The organism is Szabonella alba, from assembly GCF_016765775.1.
GTDB classification, from domain to species: domain Bacteria; phylum Pseudomonadota; class Alphaproteobacteria; order Rhodobacterales; family Rhodobacteraceae; genus Szabonella; species Szabonella alba.
Genome location: NZ_JAESVN010000011.1, coordinates 12,643 through 31,281 on the forward strand (window position 1 = coordinate 12,643; position 18,639 = coordinate 31,281).

At 63.9% G+C, this 18,639-nt stretch carries 10 protein-coding genes; 8 read left to right on the forward strand and 2 right to left on the reverse strand.

Features of this window, described 5'->3' with window-relative positions; genetic code table 11:
• The first annotated feature begins 369 nt into the window (after positions 1 to 369).
• Positions 370 to 1,143: an SDR family NAD(P)-dependent oxidoreductase gene (locus JL811_RS17315; RefSeq protein ID WP_202689966.1), complete on the forward strand. Its 774-nt coding sequence runs from the start codon at positions 370 to 372 to the stop codon at positions 1,141 to 1,143.
• On the opposite strand, the gene JL811_RS17320 is transcribed toward JL811_RS17315, so the two are convergent.
• Positions 1,144 to 1,875 carry a Crp/Fnr family transcriptional regulator gene (locus JL811_RS17320; protein WP_202689967.1) on the reverse strand — a complete coding sequence of 244 codons (732 nt, stop codon included), beginning with the start codon at positions 1,873 to 1,875 and terminating at the stop codon, positions 1,144 to 1,146. It lies immediately after the preceding gene.
• 202 nt (positions 1,876 to 2,077) lie between these two features.
• Here JL811_RS17320 and JL811_RS17325 point away from each other — a divergent pair, with 202 nt between their 5' ends.
• The 3 genes from JL811_RS17325 to JL811_RS17335 all read left to right on the forward strand — a co-directional run bounded on the left by JL811_RS17325 (position 2,078) and on the right by JL811_RS17335 (position 11,126).
• Complete coding sequence (locus JL811_RS17325; protein WP_202689968.1) at positions 2,078 to 2,314, forward strand: hypothetical protein; 237 nt, start codon at positions 2,078 to 2,080, stop codon at positions 2,312 to 2,314.
• A 188-nt stretch (positions 2,315 to 2,502) separates the two neighbouring features.
• Entirely contained in the window at positions 2,503 to 2,700 is a 198-nt protein-coding gene (locus JL811_RS17330; RefSeq protein WP_202689969.1) for a hypothetical protein, read from the forward strand.
• Positions 2,701 to 2,735: 35 nt separating this feature from the next.
• Entirely contained in the window at positions 2,736 to 11,126 is an 8,391-nt protein-coding gene (locus JL811_RS17335) for a glycoside hydrolase family 94 protein (RefSeq protein WP_202689970.1), read from the forward strand.
• Positions 11,127 to 11,237: 111 nt separating this feature from the next.
• Here JL811_RS17335 and JL811_RS17340 read toward each other — a convergent pair whose 3' ends face one another.
• Positions 11,238 to 15,527: a chemotaxis protein CheB gene (locus JL811_RS17340; protein WP_202689971.1), complete on the reverse strand. Its 4,290-nt coding sequence runs from the start codon at positions 15,525 to 15,527 to the stop codon at positions 11,238 to 11,240.
• Between the two features lie 509 nt (positions 15,528 to 16,036).
• Here JL811_RS17340 and JL811_RS17345 point away from each other — a divergent pair.
• From JL811_RS17345 to JL811_RS17360, 4 genes are all read left to right on the forward strand, one after another.
• Positions 16,037 to 16,954 carry a hypothetical protein gene (locus JL811_RS17345; RefSeq protein ID WP_202689972.1) on the forward strand — a complete coding sequence of 306 codons (918 nt, stop codon included), beginning with the start codon at positions 16,037 to 16,039 and terminating at the stop codon, positions 16,952 to 16,954.
• A 163-nt stretch (positions 16,955 to 17,117) separates the two neighbouring features.
• On the forward strand, positions 17,118 to 17,345 hold the full coding sequence (locus JL811_RS17350) for a hypothetical protein (protein ID WP_202689973.1): 228 nt from the start codon (positions 17,118 to 17,120) through the stop codon (positions 17,343 to 17,345).
• A 52-nt stretch (positions 17,346 to 17,397) separates the two neighbouring features.
• Complete coding sequence (locus tag JL811_RS17355) at positions 17,398 to 17,889, forward strand: YciE/YciF ferroxidase family protein (RefSeq protein WP_202689974.1); 492 nt, start codon at positions 17,398 to 17,400, stop codon at positions 17,887 to 17,889.
• 145 nt (positions 17,890 to 18,034) lie between these two features.
• Positions 18,035 to 18,634 carry a sigma-70 family RNA polymerase sigma factor gene (locus JL811_RS17360; RefSeq protein ID WP_202689975.1) on the forward strand — a complete coding sequence of 200 codons (600 nt, stop codon included), beginning with the start codon at positions 18,035 to 18,037 and terminating at the stop codon, positions 18,632 to 18,634.
• Positions 18,635 to 18,639 lie beyond the last annotated feature (5 nt).

Below are 18,639 nucleotides of genomic sequence, written 5' to 3' on the forward strand. Positions count from 1 at the left end.
AGGCTGCCCTCCATTGCCTTTGGCGCAGCACGTCATCGAGGTCGTGACAGAAACCGTCCGGCCCGGACCACCAGCCCCGCAATCCCCATCGACGCACGCGCAGGTAGGCATCGAGCCGCTGGCGCCTGAGAACCGTCTTGCGGACGAAAAAGTCTGCCCGCCGATCAGAACACCAACCTGAAGCAGTGCGAGGACCTGCTTGAAAGCCCATCATCAGCTACGGCCCTGCGGCGGCCACGTCCTTGTTGGCACCGCCGGGAAAAGACTGATCCACCCGATGTGCCTGTTCCCCTCGTCCTGTGCATCGGGTGGACGCAACTGCAACGGCCACTGTGATGCGGCTGCAGATTCTTATGAAAAGGAAATACAATGACCCAAACCATGACTGGCAAGGTTGCCCTCATTACCGGCGCGGCCGGTGCCATAGGCATGGCGAGTGCACGACTGATGGCCGCCCGCGGCGCGTTGATCGCCGCCACCGACATTGCGGGCGCGGATTTCGGGCCGCTGCGTGCAGCAATCCCGGAGGAGGAGCGACTGTTGGTCGTGGAGGCGGATGTGACCGATGAGGCCGCGTTCGGCAAAGTCGTGGCAGCAGCTGTCGGAAAATTCGGCACCATCGACATCTTTTTCAACAATGCCGGGATCGAAGGCCCGGTCGCGCCCATACCCGACTTCCCGACCGACGGGTTCCGCAAGGTGATGGACGTCAACGTGACCGGCATCTTCATAGGGCTGAAACTGGTGATCCCGGTCATGGCAAAGGCCGGGCATGGCAGCATCATCAATTCGTCCAGCGTGGCCGGATTGACCGGATCGGCGGGCCTTTGTGCCTATGTCGCCAGCAAACATGCCGTTCTTGGTCTGACACGGGCGGCAGCGGTCGAATGGGGGGGCAAGGGCATCCGTGTGAACTGCATCAATCCCGGCCCCATCGACAGCCGGATGATGGAGTCGATCGAGGAAGGCGCCAGCCCCGGTGCTGCCGCTGCCGTCCATGACGGTTTTGCCGCCACGATCCCGATGAAACGCTATGGCACCCCTGACGAAGTGGCGGGAGTGGTGGCGTTCCTCGCATCCGACGATGCCGCCTATGTCAACGGGGCCGCCTATACCGTCGATGGCGGCATGACGGCCGCCTGATTACCTGAGCAGCGGCCCGTCGTGATCAAGATAGGTCTTGTCGAAATGCGCAAACTCCACCAGCCCGTCCAGATCGTGAATCTCGACATGGCCATGTTGGAACGTGACAAGCCCGTCCTCGCGCAACTCGCGCAGGACGCGGTTCACATGAACGGCGCTCAGTCCCAACGTGTCTGCCAGCAGATATTGCGACAGCGGGCAGTCATATCCCGAAAGCGAGCCCAGGCCCACCAGTTTTAGCCTTGCGCTCAGTTCCAGCAGGAAATGTGCGGTACGTTCCTTTGCGTCGCGCCGGCCGATGCTGACCAGATGCTCGACCACCATCGCCTCGTCACGCGACGCCGCCCAGAGAACAGCGGTGGCAAGGCGCGGCGTCTCGCTGAAGGTTTCCAGCAGGTCGCGCACCAGCACTTCAGAGGCCTCGACCTTCGTGACCGGTTCGATGTTGTGATCCGACGTGCGGAACAGCACCGAGCGAAGGCCCAGGAAATCGCCGGGGATCTGGAAATCGACGATCTGGCGGGTTCCGTCCGCAAGGATCTTGTAGGAACAGACCCAACCCGACGCCAGGATATAGGCCGCCTGATTGGTCTGTCCCTGATGCACCATATCCTTTCCCGCGGGAAAGACCTTGCGCCGACCATGCAAGCGGTCCAGCGTCAGGTGCTCTTTCTTGGACAGGGCGACGAATGCGCCGAGCTTTCGCGCGAACGGGCTGTGACTGGCATTCAATGCCAACGCTCCTTTTATGTCAGGCGCCAAGGACGGTCGCGGGCACACAGGTGCGTGTCCGTGCGATCGTCAGATAGGCGCGAATAAAACCGCTCGGACTGATCTGCCTCAGCCCGCGTGAACCAAGAACTGCGAAGCTGGCGCAACGTTCCCGATCAACGCGCGCCGCATCCCCGGCATCTGCAACTGGAAGGCTTCGTCAATGCCCAACATCCCCGACGTGTCAGGAGTGGCCGCACTGGCGATCTGCGAGTCGCTTCTGCTGGCGATGAATGACCGCAACATTCTGCCGGAACATGAAATTGTCGGCATCCTTCGCGATGCCGCTGCGGCGCATTCGAATGACACAGGGTCGGACGGCCAGACCGAGCTTCACGCCGCCGTCGCAGCCCTGATCAACGGCATTCTTGCGGGCGGAAATTCTGTTCGTCGCCGGTAGGCGGAGCCCCGGGACAGGCGGGAATCCCGCGTCCGCCTTCGGAAATTCCGGCGGCACTGATCTGGGATAGCGCGCCAAGGCCACGGGGCCGATAGGGTGGGATATGTCCGCACACCCTCAGGCTGTGCCGCGCCCGATGCCGAGCATCGCTGCAAAAGGGCAGCCGCCGATACCCGAAAGGACCTGTGATGAACTGGGATGAGATTGAAAACAACTGGGACACCATGACCCGACGGATGCGGTCGGGCCTGCCTGCACCGAACCCCGGCGATGCCCGACTTGAAGATCTGCCCGGGGATCCCGCCAACGGGGCGGAAACCCTGGTCAGTGATACTGCGCGGACGCGCGCGGGGGATCTGACGCCAATCGCTCATGAGGTGGCGTGACGGCTGTAACCTTGTTGCGCGGACTTCGACAGCGCATGGTCCACAGTATCGGGTGGCGACCATCCCGGAGTGACCTGTGGCGGGACACAACGCCGATCCGGTCCGAGATCTTCGGCACCGAAAGGCTGGAGCATCACGCGCTGACCCTGGCCGCCGCACAGGCGGTTGCGCCCTGGCGCGGCCCGCCTGTCCGTCCGCTGACGGCGCGGGTCAAGGACAATGCACGCTATCTGCTCATGGCCTACCGATCCTGCGCGAAAACGCTGCAGGCGGGGCGTCCCGTTGCGCCCGCCGCCGAATGGCTGCTGGACAATTTCCATCTGGTCGAACAGCAGTTGCGCCAGATCGACGACGATCTTCCGGCAGGATATTATCGGCAGTTGCCCAAGCTCGCCGATGGTCCATTTGCGGGCTATCCGCGCGTGTTCGGTCTGGCATGGGCCTATGTCGCCCATACCGACAGTCTTCTGTCGGGTTCTGTCCTTGTCCGGTTCGTGAAGTCCTATCAGCAGGTCAGCCCGCTCACGATCGGTGAACTATGGGCCGTGGCGATCACGCTGCGGATCGTGCTGATCGAGAACATGCGCCGTCTGGCCGAACAGATCACCCTTGGCAACGAACAGCGGGCCGTGGCCGACGGCATCGTCGACCGGGTTCTGGCGGCGCAGAACGACAAGGCGGTGTCGCCACAGGACGCGCTTCATTCTGCGACAGCCTTTCTTGCCCGCGCACCGCTGGATGAAATCGTGGCGGCCCAGATTGCCAAGCGCCTGCGAGGGTTCGATCCGGCCGAAACACCCCTGCACGCCTGGCTGGAAGACCGGCTGCATCATCAGGGGTCCACGATCGAAACCGTCGTGCGGAATGCGCAACTCCGCCAAGGCGCGTCAAACGTCACCATGCGCAATATCGTGACCAGCATACGTCTGGCGTCAGAGCTGGACTGGACGGATTTTGTCGAGGATGTCAGCCTGATCGACGACCGCCTGCGCGCCCGGTCCGATTTCGCGGCGATGGATTTCAACACGCGCAACAGCTATCGTACAGAAATCGAGGTGCTGGCGCGCGGCTCCGGCATAAGCGAGATCGCCATCGCGGATGCTGCATTGCGACTTGCAGCAAAAGGTGCGCCCGGTGCCCTGTCCGACCCGGGGTTCAGCCTGATCGGACCCGGCCGCACTGCGCTGGAACGCGATGTCGGTTTTGTGCCGACGCTGAGGATGCGGCTGGGCCGTGTCGCGGGCCAGCTCGGATTGGGTGGCTATCTCGGCTCCATTGTGCTGGTTTCGATGACAGTTCTTGCCGCCGCTCTCTGGGCCACGGGTGCAGAGAGGCTTTCCTTGCTGCTCCTTGCGATCACAGGTCTTGTCACCGCGTCCGAGGCCGGTATCGCGCTGGTCAATCTGGCCGTGACCCGGACTGTCCGGCCAGGATTGTTGCCGGGGATTGATCTGTCCAAGGGAATTCCTCCGACCCTGCGGACGCTGGTGGCGGTGCCCGTTCTGCTGCACGACGCCGAAGATCTTCAGGCGCAGATCGACCAGCTTGAGGTCCATTACCTGTCCAGCACCGGCGGCGCGCTGCACTATGCGCTGCTGTCCGACGGGCCCGATGCGGCCAGCCAGACGACATCTCAGGATGCGTCGCTCGTCGCCACGGCCGAGGCGGCAATCGGGCGCCTGAACGCGCGGTATCCATCTGATCGCGGTAATCGGTTCCTGTTCCTGCATCGTCACCGGCAATGGAACGCGGCGGAAGCTGTCTGGATGGGATGGGAGCGCAAGCGCGGCAAGCTGACCGAGTTGAACCGGATGCTGCGCGGCGCCACCGACACGAATTTCCTGCCCCATGCCCGCCTGCCGCAGGATGTGCGCTTCGTCATCACCCTTGATGCCGATACCCGCCTGTTGCGCGAAACCGTTGCAAGGCTGATCGGCAAGATGGCCCATCCGCTGAACCGGGTCGTGTTCGATCCGGTGACGCGGCGTGTCATCGCGGGCTATGGCATAGTGCAGCCCCGCGTGACGCCAGCACTGCCGACGGGCACGGAAGGCTCGCTTTTTCAGCGCATCTATTCCAGCCCCGGCGGGATCGAGCCCTATGCCAGTGCCGACAGCAACGTCTATCAGGATCTGTTCGGCGAGGGGTCTTTCACCGGCAAGGGCATCTATGATGTGGATGCCTTTGCCGCCAGCCTTGCGGGCCGCGTGCCCGATAACAGCATGCTGAGCCATGATCTGTTCGAGGGGGATTTTGCACGCGCGGGTCTGGCCTCGGATATTGACGTGGTCGATGCCTTTCCCGCGCGCTACGACACCGCGATGCGCCGGCAGCACCGGTGGGTGCGGGGCGACTGGCAGCTTCTGCCATGGCTGATACGGCCGCACAGTGGCCTGTCGTTGCTTGGACGCTGGAAGATGGCCGACAATCTGCGGCGCGCCCTTGTGGCACCGCTGACGCTTGTCACCCTGTTCGCAGGCTGGATGTTGCCGCTGCCGGTGGCAGCTGTCTGGTCCGTCGCGGTGCTGACAATGCTGGCCCTGCCACATCTGGTCGGGCTGCCGTTTGCCGTGCTGCCGGGCCGGGCCGGGATCACGTCACGCAGCCACCTTGCGGCGCTGCTGGCCGATGCGCGCCGTGCCTTCGGTCTGATCGCGCTGAACACGGCGTTTCTGGCCGATACGGCGTGGCAGATGACGGATGCCACGCTGCGCACGCTGATCCGGCTGGTGGTGACGCGCCGACACCTGCTGCAATGGGTGACGGCCGCCGCCGCAGGCGCAGAAATGCAGCCCGGACCAGGGGCGCAGTATCGCATGATGGCGGGCGGGCTGGCACTTGGCCTCAGCGCTTGCGGAGCGGCGGCGGCGCTCAACCCTACGGTCTGGCCGGTGGTCACAGCATTCGCATTTCTGTGGCTGGCGGCGCCCGCGCTTGCCCATCGGATCAGTCGCCCGCAGGCAGCCTTGTCCCCCTTGCCCCTGAAGGACAGCGAAATCCGGGCCCTGCGCCTCATCGCCCGCCGCACCTGGCGGTATTTTGAGACCTTCGTGACCGAGACCGACAATTTTCTGCCCCCCGACAACTTTCAGGAAACCCCGGAGCCCACGGTCTTTCACCGCACATCGCCCACCAATATCGGCCTCTATCTGCTGTCCGCAACGGTGGCCCGCGACATGGGGTGGATCGGGCAGGCCGCGGCCGTCACCCGGCTGGAAAAGACGCTGCTGACCGTGCAGCGGATGCCCCGCTTCCGGGGGCATCTTTTCAACTGGCATGATACCCGTGATCTGCGCGTGCTGGATCCGGCCTATGTCTCGGCGGTGGACAGCGGCAATCTGGCCGGTCATCTGATCGCCGTGGCGCAGGCCTGCCGGGACTGGCGGGAAATGCGGCTGGCAGAACCGGAACGGCGCGCAGGGCTTGGCGATGCGCTGGCGCTGGCTCGACTGGCGCGCACACCCGGGGCCCCTGCGATCTCGGCCCTGCTGGACCGACTGATCGCCGCCAATGCGCGGCATGAGGCTTTCCCGACCTTGCTGCCCCTGGCGACCGAGGCTGCCGGTCTGGCCGCTCTGGACGATCCCGCATCCGATCTGGCCTTCTGGTGCAGTGCTGTGCGCGATTGCATTACCGGGCATGTCGAGGATGCGACGCGTGGCGCGGACCCCCGCCTTTCCAATGTCGAACGGCTGGCCCGCGATCTTGCGATGCAGATGGATTTTGCCTTTCTGCTCGACCCCGAGAAAAGGCTGCTGTCCATCGGCTTTTCCGTGGCGACGAACACGCGCGACCCCAACTGCTATGACCTGCTGGCCTCCGAGGCGCGGTTGGCCAGCCTGTTGGCCATCGCCAAGGGCGACGTGCCGACCCGGCACTGGTTCCGGCTGGGCCGCGCCGCGACACCCGTGGGGCCGGGATCGGCGCTGATCTCGTGGTCGGGCAGCATGTTCGAATATCTTATGCCCTCACTGGTGATGCGAGCGCCTGCGGGGTCGGTGCTGGAACAGACCAACCGGCTGATCGTGGAGCGCCAGAGGGATTATGGCGTGGCGCATGGGATGCCCTGGGGTGTGTCGGAATCCTCCTACAACGCGCGGGATCTCGAGATGACCTATCAGTATTCCAACTTCGGTGTGCCGGGGCTGGGTCTGAAACGGGGCCTGAATGAAAACCGTGTCATCGCGCCCTATGCCACGGGGCTGGCCACGATGATCGCACCGCAGGCGGCCCTGCGCAATTTCAAGCGGCTTGCCGCCCTTGGGGCCGAAGGCCGGTTCGGATTCTACGAGGCGGTCGATTTCACGGCGCAGCGCCTACCTGCCGGGAAAGATCACGCCCTGGTGCAAAGTTTCATGGCGCATCATCAGGGCATGACGATCACCGCCATCGCCAACACAGTGCAGGACGGGCTGTTGCGGACCCGGTTCCACGCGGAACCGATGATCCGGGCGGTCGACCTTCTGCTGCAAGAGCGCGTGCCGCGCGACGCAACTGCAGCGCCACCCCGGGCCGAGGATGTTCCGGTCACGAGGGTCGAAATCGACAACGCTCCGATGGTGCGCCAGTTCGAAGGCCCGGGCAACACAACGCCCACCGGGCATATGCTTTCGAACGGGCGCTACGGCGTGATGCTGACCCCCACGGGCGGAGGTTTCAGCCGCTGGCGCGATCTGGCCATCACCCGCTGGCGGCCCGATCCATCACAGGCGGTGATGGGATCATTCATCTTTGCGCGGGATGTGAAATCCGGTGCGCTCTGGTCCGCGGCGGGGCAGCCGGCCGGATCCGGAGACCACCAGCACAGCGCGGTGTTCTGCGAACACGAGGCCTCATTCCGCCTGCATGAGAAAAAGCTGGGCATGACCACCGAAATCGTGGTTTCGGCTGAGGATGATGCCGAGGCGCGCCGCGTCACGCTGACCAATACCGGCCGCCATACGCGCGAGATCGACCTGACATCCTATGCCGAACTCGTGCTGGCGCCACAGGCATCCGATCTGGCGCATCCGGCATTCTCGAAGCTCTTCGTGGTGACGGATTACATGGCCGAACTTGGAGCCATCATTGCCACCCGCCGCCGACGCTCCACCACCGACCCCGAGGTCTGGGTCGCCCATATCGGCGTCGTCGAAGGCGTTGAGAGCGCCCCGGTCCAGTATGAGACCGACCGCGCACGGTTCATTGGCCGAGGACGGGATATCGGCACTGCGGCGATGGCGGAAAGTCCGTTATCGGGCACCACGGGCACGGTTCTTGATCCGATCTTTGCGCTGCGCCGCCGGGTTGTCGTGCCTCCCGGCGGCATGGCGCGCGTGACGTTCTGGACCGTGGTCGCCGAAACGCCCGAGGCGCTTCTGGATCAGGTGGATCGCCACCGCGAACCCTCGGCCTTCGAGCGCGCCGTGACCCTGTCCTGGACACAAAGCCAGGTGCAACTGCGCCATCTGGGTGTCACCCCCGCCGCTGCGGTCGATTTTCAGCGCCTCGGCGGCATGATCCTGCGCGACGATCCGCGCTTGCGGGCGACGCCCGGCCAGATCGACGCCGGTATGGGGCCGCAATCGACCCTCTGGGCGATGGGCATTTCGGGCGATCTGCCGGTCATCCTGTTCCTGATCAGCGACACCGAAGACACCGCCGCCCTGCATGAGGTACTGGCCGCGCATGAATACCTGCGGATGCGGCAACTGGATGTCGATCTGGTGATCCTGAACGACCGTGCGTCGTCCTATGTACAGGATCTGCAGAGCGCCATTGACGTGACTGTGCGCTCGGCCCAGACCCGCCCGCGCAATACGGTCCGTCAAGGCGCGACACAGGGTGCGATCCACACCCTGCGCGCCGATCTTGTCACAGCCGAACAGCGTGCCATGCTGAGCGCCGTGGCGCGCGTGACATTGCTGGCCAGCCGGGGGGGCATCGGCGCCCAGATCAACGCCGTGCCGCCGGTTGAAACGGCGCCAGCGCCGCCGCGCCTTGCGGCGCCGGTCCCGTCACCGGCCAGCGCAGCCCCGGACATAGAATTGGAGTTCTTCAACGGCACCGGTGGATTTGCTGAAGACGGCCGCGAATATGTGACCATCCTGCGCGACGGGCACACCACGCCCGCGCCCTGGATCAATGTCATCGCCAATCCGGCCTTCGGATTTGCGGTTTCGGCTGAAGGCAGCGGCGCTGTCTGGGCCGAAAACAGCCGCGAGAACCAGTTGACGCCATGGTCGAACGACCCGGTCTGCGATCCTGCGGGAGAGGCGCTCTATCTGCACGATCTCGACAGTGGCGCGCTGTGGACGCCGACCGCGTTGCCGATCCGGGGGCGCGGCACCTATGTCGCGCGGCATGGCTTCGGCTACAGCCGCTTCGAACATGCCGCCCATGGCATCGCGGCGGATATGGTGCAGTTCGCGCCGCTGGACGATCCGGTCAGGATTACCCGCCTGACGCTGCGCAACACCGGCGACACCATGCGACGCCTTGCGGTCACCGCCTATGCGGAATGGGTTCTTGGCACGTCCCGCAGCGCCACGGCGGCCCATATAACCACCACAAGGGACCCGGAAACCGGGGCTGTTTTCGCCCGCAACCCCTTTGGCCTTGGATTTCCGGGCCGCGTCGCCTTTGTCGATCTGGGCGCGGAGACAAGCAGCGTGAGCGCGGACCGGGCAGAGGTTCTGGGCCGTGAGGGCAGCATGGCACGCCCCGCCGGGATCGGCGCCCGACGGCTGTCGGGGCGCACCGGGCCCGCGCTCGACCCCTGCGCCGCACTGCAGCGCCATGTGACACTTGCACCGCAGGAAAGCGTGGAAATCCTGTTCCTGCTTGGGCAGGCAGAGTCAACCGAGGCCGCGCGCGCCCTGATCGCGTGCCACCGCACCACCGATCCCGAAACGACGCTTCAGGGCGTTCGCCAGCACTGGACCGATCTTCTGACCGCCGTGCAGGTCACGACGCCCGACCGCGCCATGGATATCCTGCTGAACGGCTGGCTGCTTTATCAGACGCTCGCCTGCCGGATCTGGGCGCGTGCCGGGTTCTATCAGGCCAGCGGCGCCTATGGCTTTCGCGATCAGTTGCAGGATGGCATGGCACTGACCGCGCTGCGACCGGACATGACGCGCGCCCATCTTCTGCGTGCGGCATCACGGCAGTTTCCCGAGGGCGATGTGCAGCACTGGTGGCTGCCCCATTCGGGTCAGGGCGTGCGCACGCGGATTTCGGATGACCGCCTCTGGCTGGGCTTCGGCGTTGCGCAATACATCTGCGTTTCCGGCGATGCCGCGATCCTCGACGCGCAAATTCCGTTTCTGGAAGGTCCGGCGCTGCCCCCCGGGGCGCATGATGATTTCTTCCTGCCCGCAATCTCGGGGACGACAGCAAGTCTCTTCGAACATTGCGCGCGCGGGCTGGATCAGGCGGTCGACCTGACGGGCGCGAACGGCATGCCGCTGATCGGAACGGGCGACTGGAACGACGGCATGAACCGTGTTGGCGAAGGCGGTCAGGGCACCTCGGTCTGGCTGGGCTGGTTGCTGATTGCCACCATCGACGCGATGGTCCCCCATGCAGATATCCGCGACCCGGTCCGCGCCGAGCGCTGGCGCGCCCACCGGACCACCGTTCTGCAGGCCATCGAAAGCGAAGGCTGGGACGGCGCATGGTATCGCCGTGGCACCTATGACGACGGCACGCCGCTGGGATCGGCGGCGTCCGAGGAATGCCGGATCGACAGCATCGCGCAATCCTGGGCCGTCCTGTCCGCTGCGGCTGACCCGGCGCGTGCAGCCACGGCCATGGCCAGCATGTCAGAGCACCTGATCCGCCCCGATCCGGGGCTTGCGCTGCTGTTCACGCCGCCCTTCGACAGCAGCCCGCTCGACCCGGGTTACATCAAGGGCTACCCGCCGGGATTGCGCGAGAATGGCGGGCAGTACAGCCATGCGGCGATGTGGGCAATCCTTGCACATTGCCGCATGGGAGATGGCGATGCGGCGGCGGGGCTGTTCTCGCTGGTCAATCCCATCAACCATGCCCTGACACCCGGGGCCGCCATGCGCTACAAGGTCGAACCCTATGTCGTGGCCGCGGACGTCTATTCCATGGCTCCGCATGAAGGGCGCGGCGGGTGGACCTGGTACACCGGATCGGCCGGCTGGATGTATCGTGCCGGGATCGAGGGCATTCTGGGGCTGACCCGCGAAGGATCGGAAATTCTGCTTGACCCTTGTTTCCCGAAGGACTGGCCAGAGATCCGTGCAACGGTCCGGCTTGGGGACAGCGATATTGCCATCACCATAAAGAACGAAGGCCGGACCGGACATGGCATTCATTCTGCCCTGCTCGATGGCGTGCCCCTGACGCCCGACAAGGGTCGGCTCAGGCTTCGTTTGCCCGAGGGCAGGCACAGTCTTCGGGTGACGTGCTGATCCCTGGGCAGCGGGCCTTGGGGAACTGGCGCAAATTACCCCGGACGCGACGGCGCACGCGTCCGGTGCAGAAACAGAACGGACAGGCACCTTTTTCGGGCAGTCCTGACCTCACCCGCCGGGCGTCTCTGCTGTAAGGGCAAGCCGCACCAGTGCCGGCAAGGATGCCGCGCGCGTTTTACGCATCACCGATGCGCGATGGTTTTCAACGGTGCGCTGATTGACCCCAAGATCATGGGCGATGATCTTGTTGGGCGCCCCGGTCAGCACCAGCGCCAGAACCTCGCGCTCACGCGTTGTCAGGCCGGAGAAGCGCTGCTGCGCGGCCTTGCGCGTTTCCAGGACCGGCTGGCTGTTGTCGCCCGACTTGATGGCGTGGCGCACGCTGGCCAGCAGAACGGCGGCGCTCGCCGGCTTTTCGATCAGATCAGAGGCCCCCGCCTTCAACGCCGCAACGGCTGTTGCCGCATCGCCATGTCCGGTCAGCATGACCGTGGGCAGTTTCGATTGCTGTGATCGCAGCAGGGTGATCAGAGCGACCCCATCCATGCCGGGTAACAGGTTGTCGACCAGCAGACAGGCGCCGGAACGGGCATGCGGCGCGGCCAGGAAATCTTCGGCAGTGGCATAGGTAAACACCCTCCAGCCCTCGGCCTCGAACAAGCGGCGGGTGGTTTCGCGGATCATCGAGGCGTCGTCGATGACGTAAACCGTGGTGATGTCCGTGTCCGGTCGCTGCGCGCTTTTGCCCTGTTCGATACGGGCCTTCTGCATCAGGTCGGAAATCAGGGCCAGCAAGACCTCGGGCATGACCGGCTTTACGAGATGGTGATGGACCGAGGCTGTGACGCTTTTCAGGGTGGCCGAGGTGATATCGCCGGTCAGGATGATGCTGGGCACCGTGCCGCCCAGAACATCGGGCAGATCCTGCGCCAGCGTCAGACCGTTTGTGCCGCCTTGCAGATCAAAATCCGCCAGCAAAAGATCAGGCCGTTCCACATCACCGCTGGCCCATGCCAGCGCCTGCTGGGCCGTGGCTTTGGACACAACCGTATGGCCCTCTCCTTGCAGCACATCTGCCAGAAGATCGCGCAGGGATTCTTCATCCTCGACCAGAAGGATCGTGCCGGTCTGTCGCGTTGCCGTCAAAACCTCTGGTCCTGTCTGCACGGCAGCCGGGGGATCGGGAACCGGGTCAACCACCTGCAGCGTGATCATGAACGCAGACCCCTTGCCGGGGGTGGACCGGACAGTCACCGGATGATCCATCAGTTCGGCAAGCCGCTGCACGATCGACAGGCCCAGCCCGAGGCCCTGCCCGAAAGGTGAGGCTGATTTGCTGACGGTTTGATAGGGATCGAAGATGGTCTTCGTATCCTTCTCTGCCACGCCAATGCCGCTGTCGCAGACAAGGATGGTCACAACGTCGCCGCGCCGTCGGCACCCCATCAGGATGCCGCCTTTGGGTGTGTATTTCACCGCGTTGGACAACAGGTTGCGCAGCATCTGTTCCAGCAGTTGCGGGTCGGTCTGCACCCAGACCCTGGACGGCACCGCGCGCAGTTTCAGTCCCTTGAGCCCGCATTGCGGTCCGAATTCATCGACAAGCCGCTTCATGAGCGGCGCAATGGCCACAGGGCGCATCTCGGGATGCACGATCCCGGATTCGATCCGGTTCACATCCAGCATCGAATCCAGCATCGCGGTCATCGAGTTCAGCGTCTGATCCAGCAGCGCGGCCAGCCGTGCCGCTTCGCTGGATCGTTTATGCGGGGCCATCAGCTTGTGCAGCAGCGCCATGGATTGCAGCGGCTGGCGCAGGTCATGGCTGGCCGAGGCCAGAAACCGCGACTTGGCCCGGGTCGCGCGGTCGGCCTCGGCCATGGCGGCGTGCAAGGCGGCAGTGCTGCGTTTGCGTTCGGTGATATCCACATAGGTGATCACCACACCCTCGACCCGCCCGCCTTCGGCACGGTAGGGTTGAATGCGACGCAGGAAAAACTGACCGCCAAGCCCCTCGGTCTCCCGCTCCTGCGGATCGCAGGTTGCCAGCACGGCGCGGATATCCGCAGACAGGTCATCATCTTTCGACAGCGAGGCAAGGTCGGCAATCGGGCGCCCCACATCGGTCGGGATCACGCGAAAGATCGCGCGGGCGGCGGGCGTGAAGAAGCGGATGTTCAGATCAGGGTCCAGAAACAAGGTCGCCACATCTGTGCTGAACAGCACATTCTGCAGGTCATTGGCGGTGGTGCGGTGACGTTCCAGCGTTTCCTGCAACTGGCTGTTCAGCGCTGTCAGTTCTTCGTTCAGGGATTGAAGTTCCTCTTTCGAGGCCAACAGCTCCTCATTGGTGGACTGAAACTCCTCGTTGACCGACAGCGCTTCGGCGGCGTCAGCGCTGCGCGCTTCCACCTCCTCCTCCAGATCGCGCAGCGCGTCGGACAGATCCCCGCGCGCCGCTTCCAGATCTGCTTCCAGATCGCCCCTGCGCTGGTCCGGGCCGGTGGTCTGGCCCGATGACGGGCGCGCGGTGCTGATAAAGCAGGCCAGCACCAGCGGCTCGTCCCCGGCCATCACGGAATGCAGGGCAATATCAAAGCCGTCCGCCCCCTGCAGCCGCCCCCCTGAAATCGTCACCAGCGGGTTTTCCGGGGTGCAGGACGCCGCAGCCGTACGGAACCGGGCGCGCAGCGCCTTTGGCAACATGCCGGCAATACCCGGATCAGGGTGGCCTTGGGTGACTTTCAGATATTTCTCGGTTTCGCCAAGCAGATACAGGCATTCCAACCGGTCATTCAGCAAGACAGCCGCGGGCGTATAGGTTTCAAACACGATGCGGCGGCACAACTCGGCCAAAGCAGACCGCCTCAGCGGAGTTTGCCCCGGCACGGCCGGGGCTTCCCCGCGCTTGCCCAAACTGAAATTCAGGTCCCCGGGCAGGCTCTTGCCGACGCGCCGCCACAGACGCGCCGCCTTGTCCTCGATCGCAAAGCAGGCATCGCTTTGCCCCGGCATTTCCGCCGCCCCCAGCAGCAGCAGCCCACCGGACCGCAAGGCGAAACAGCAGCGCGCGATGACGCGTGCCTGCGCCTCGGGGCCCATATAGATCAACACGTTGCGGCATGACACCAGATCAATCTTTGAAAACGGCGGGTCGGACAGCAGATCGGCGACGGTGAACACGACCAGATCCCGCAGAGCCGACGTGACCCGCCAGCCGTCATTTTCGGCCACGAAGAACCGGTCCAGCCGCTCGCGTGAGACATGGGCCGCAATATCCTTGGAATAGAACCCGGCGCGGGCGGTGGCGACGGCTTCGGGATCGACATCGGACGCAAGAATCTGCAACCGGGCGGTGGCGCCTGCGGCCTCAATCGCCTCAATGCAGGTGATGGCAAGACTATAGGCCTCTTCGCCGGTGCTGCACCCGGCAACCCAGACCCGCAGCGGACGATCACCGGCCATCGCCGCCAGAAGGTCCGGAACGACCTTCGCCGACAGATTTTCAAACACCGCTGAGTCGCGGAAAAAGCTGGTGACATGGATCAGAAGATCGGCTGACAACTGGCTGCGCTCATCTTTGTCGGACTGCAGCATTCCAAGGTAACGTGCAGTTTCATCAGACCCAAGTCCGATCCGTGCCATCCGGTGGGCGATGCGCCGTTCCAGTGTGCCGCGTTTGTAAAGCGAGAGGTCCTGCGCCACATGTTCGCGCAGAAAGGCCAGCACATCGTCATATCCGGTGGTCGCCACGCTGGCCGCACGCAGGGCGCTGCCGCGTTTTGGCTCCGGTTTATCGGCCGCCGGGTTTCCGCCGGTTTCAAAAAATGCGCGCAATGCGGCGGCCATCTTGCTGATGGGCAGGGTCTTTGCCACAAGGCCAGTTGCAATTGCGCTGTCCGGCATGCCGGGATAGCCTGCTTCGGTCGGGTCTTGCGCGATCACCAGCCCGCCAGCGGCCTGCATATCCGCAAGCCCCAGCGTGCCATCGGTGCCACTTCCGGACAGGATTATACAGGCCGAGGCCTTTGCTGCATCCTGGGCGAGGGAGCGCAGCAGCACATCAAATGGCAGGCGAACCGATTTGCCGCCCTCCGGGTCGCGCAGGTGAATGACCCCCCGTTTCACGGTCAGAAAAACGCCGGGCGGTATGACGTGAAGCACCCCGGCCTGAAGCGCCAGACCTTCGGTGGCCTGAACGACCTGCAGCCCGGTATGCTTTGCCAGCAGATCCACCATCATGCTGTCATGCGACGGATCAAGATGCAGGATCAGGATGAAGGCCCCCGGAACAGTCCCCGGCAGGTCCTTTATCAGCTCGCGACAGGCTTCCAGTCCGCCGGCAGAGGCACCGATCGCGACAACAGGCAGAACGGTGCGCGGCTTATCCTCTGACATGGTCGTCTCCTGATCGGGCCGACTGTCGAAGGGAATGGTGGATCTGTCGTTCTGTGACGCCGCCGGTGCTTGATCGTCACAATACTTCACTCAATTGTATCAGTTATTGCCGCAGGCGGAAACGTCTATCTGTCCCCCCCTCATTTCAGGAATGGGGGGGTATGTTCTGCGACTGCGTAGATTCCGATGCTGCACAGTCTACTCCCGTTAAGGCAGAAATGCAGAACGACCTGTTGCTTTTTGCGAGTGCCCGAAAGACCGGAAAACCCCGGTTGCCCGGTCTTTCGGGAAAACTCGGTTCGTACCGGGGCGCGCGCCTTTGACAGGCCCCCCATGCGACCCCATCGGGCCGACCTGCACAGCCCGTTCTTTCTCCCCGCTTTGCCACCAACCTAAGGAAAGTCCATGAACCAGATCATCTATATCGTCGGCGCTGTCGTGATTGTGCTGGCATTGCTCAGTTTTGTCGGCCTGCGCTGATTGCGCCTGTAAATACAAGGAATAAACCCATGATTTCTGACGCATCCGCCACCCGTCCCGGACTCGGCCCGGTGCCCGCGATGGCCCAAAGCGACGTGTCCTATGTGGATTGGTCCGCCATTCTTGCAGGTGGCATCTTTGCGCTGTCGATCTCGCTTCTGCTGATCAGTTTCGGGGCTGGGCTTGGCCTGTCGCTGACCTCGCCTTATCGCGGTGATGGTGTCTCTGCCCCCTGGCTCGCCATCGCGGCAGGCATCTGGTTTGCCTGGGTGATGGTCACCGGCTTTGGCGCGGGCGGCTACCTTGCCGGGCGGATGCGGCGCCGCGCAGGCGATGCCACCGCGCCCGAGGTGGAAGCACGCGACGGAATGCACGGGCTGATTGTCTGGGCGACGGGCGCATTGGCTGCGGCAATTCTGGCAACCCTTGGCGTGGGTGGAGTGCTGAGTGCCGGGGCGACCGGCACCGCGCAGGTTGTTGATGCAGCGGGCGAGGCGATGTCATCCGACTATTTCGACGACCTGATGTTGCGCGATACCGTCGCGGCGTCGGAAACGGACGCAGCAACGACCGCACCGGGCCAACCGCCGACAACCGAAGCTCCCGTCCTTCAGCGCGAAGTGGTTGCCATCCTCGCCCGCAGTGCAGTTGACGGCCAGATGGCCGAGCGTGACAGCACCTATCTTGCGCAGACCATTGCCGCAAACAGCGATCTTGACCAAACCGCCGCGCGCACGCGTGTCGATGAAGTGAATGCCGAAATCGCCGACGCCCGCACCACCGCCATGGCCGCTGTCGAAAAGGCCCGTGTCGCGGGTGTGGTCTTTGGCTTCATCGCCGCCGCCACCCTGCTGATCGGCGCCGTAGCCGCGTTCTTTGCCGCCACCGCAGGTGGCCGTCATCGTGACGAAGGTCTGGGGCTGGATGTCCTGATGCAGCGACGCTGAAGCGATTTCCCTGACACAGTCCCGGTCCAGAAAGGAATACCCCATGCCCGCACTAATCGCCTGGCTGCTCGGAGCGCCGCTCCTTGTCGTAATCATCATCGCCCTGCTGCTTTAACCCACCGCCCGATCCGAACCGCCTTCCACCCTCGCTGAGGAGAACCCCATGATCCGAGAAGTCACTGCTCAGGTCTTTATCAGCACACTCACCGAAATGCTGGAGAGCCAGCGTGCCCTGCGGTCGCTGCGGTTGCGGCGGCAGAACAAGGCGCATGCCGAACGGTTCATCCAGACCTATCGGAATGAACCCGACGACGGCTTGCAACCGCTGTCCTGGCCGACAAGGTCCAGACGGATGGACCGTGAAGCACAGGGCCGGAACTGGGCCGACTGAGGCCCCTCCACCCTTCTTGTACCCCGACAGTATCCATTTCAGGAGCACAACGATGACCATCGAAACCCTTGACGACCTTTTCCTTCACACGCTGAAAGATGTGCTCTACGCCGAGCGCAAGATCCTCAAGGCACTGCCGAAGATGGAGCGCAAGGCAACCGATCCGAAGCTCAAGACTGCACTGTCCTCCCATCGCGATGAGACCGAAGGGCAGGTCGTACGGCTGGAAGAGGTGTTCGACATCCTTGGCAAACCGGCGCGCGGCGCGAAATGCGACGCCATGGTCGGCCTGATCGAAGAAGCCGAGGGCCTGATGGCCGATATCGAAGATCCGGAAACAATGGATGCCGCCCTGATTTCACTGGCGCAAGCGGTCGAGCACTATGAGATCGCACGTTATGGCACGCTGGTTGCGTGGGCCAGACAACTTGGCCATCCGCAGGCAGAAACCCTGCTCAAAACCACGCTGGATGAGGAATACGGTGCAGACAAAGCCTTGTCCAAACTCGCCCAGCAACGCCTGAACGCTGCCGCCGCTGCCTGACGGCACGGTCATCATGGGGGCCTCCTCCGCATGATGACCCGACCGCGGCAACGATGACGCCCCTGACATCAGACGCTGCACCCCGCTGCCTTCAGGACGGCGGTGACACTGCATGTCTGCCCTTGCAGAAAGCGAGACGCATCCCATGACTGACACGCATTCGTTTCACGCGCTTCTACCGCAACAGGCGGTGACACTGCGCCGTCGCGCGCTCAAACTGACGTCGAACCAGCACCGGGCCGAAGATCTGGTTCAGACCACACTTCTGAAAGCCTGGAGCAGCCGCGACAGTTTTCGTCCTGAAACCAACCTGCGCGCGTGGCTGTTCACGATCCTGCGCAACACGTTCTTTTCCGAAATTCGGAAATACCGGCGTGAGGTCGAGGATGTTGACGGCGTCCGCGCCGACGCGCTGTTCGAAGAACCGTCGCAGGAACACGCTGTTGCGCTGAATGAACTGCTGGCCGTCATTGCCCGGTTGCCCTTTGATCAGCGTCGCCCGCTCATGCTGATGGGGGTGTTGGGGTTTTCGCAATTGCAGGCGGCCCATGCCTGTGGCTGTACGGTCGGCACGATCAAAAGCCGGGTCAGCCGGGGCAGGGCCGCGCTTGAACGGCTGACGGCGCAGGATGAGACGTTCATCCTGCCCCGGGTTCCGCGCTCCAATATGTCCCTGCAAGCGATGCGGTCAGATGTTGCTGATCATGCTGTCGCCCGGACAGGGGCGGGTCGAAAAGCGGGCTGAAACAC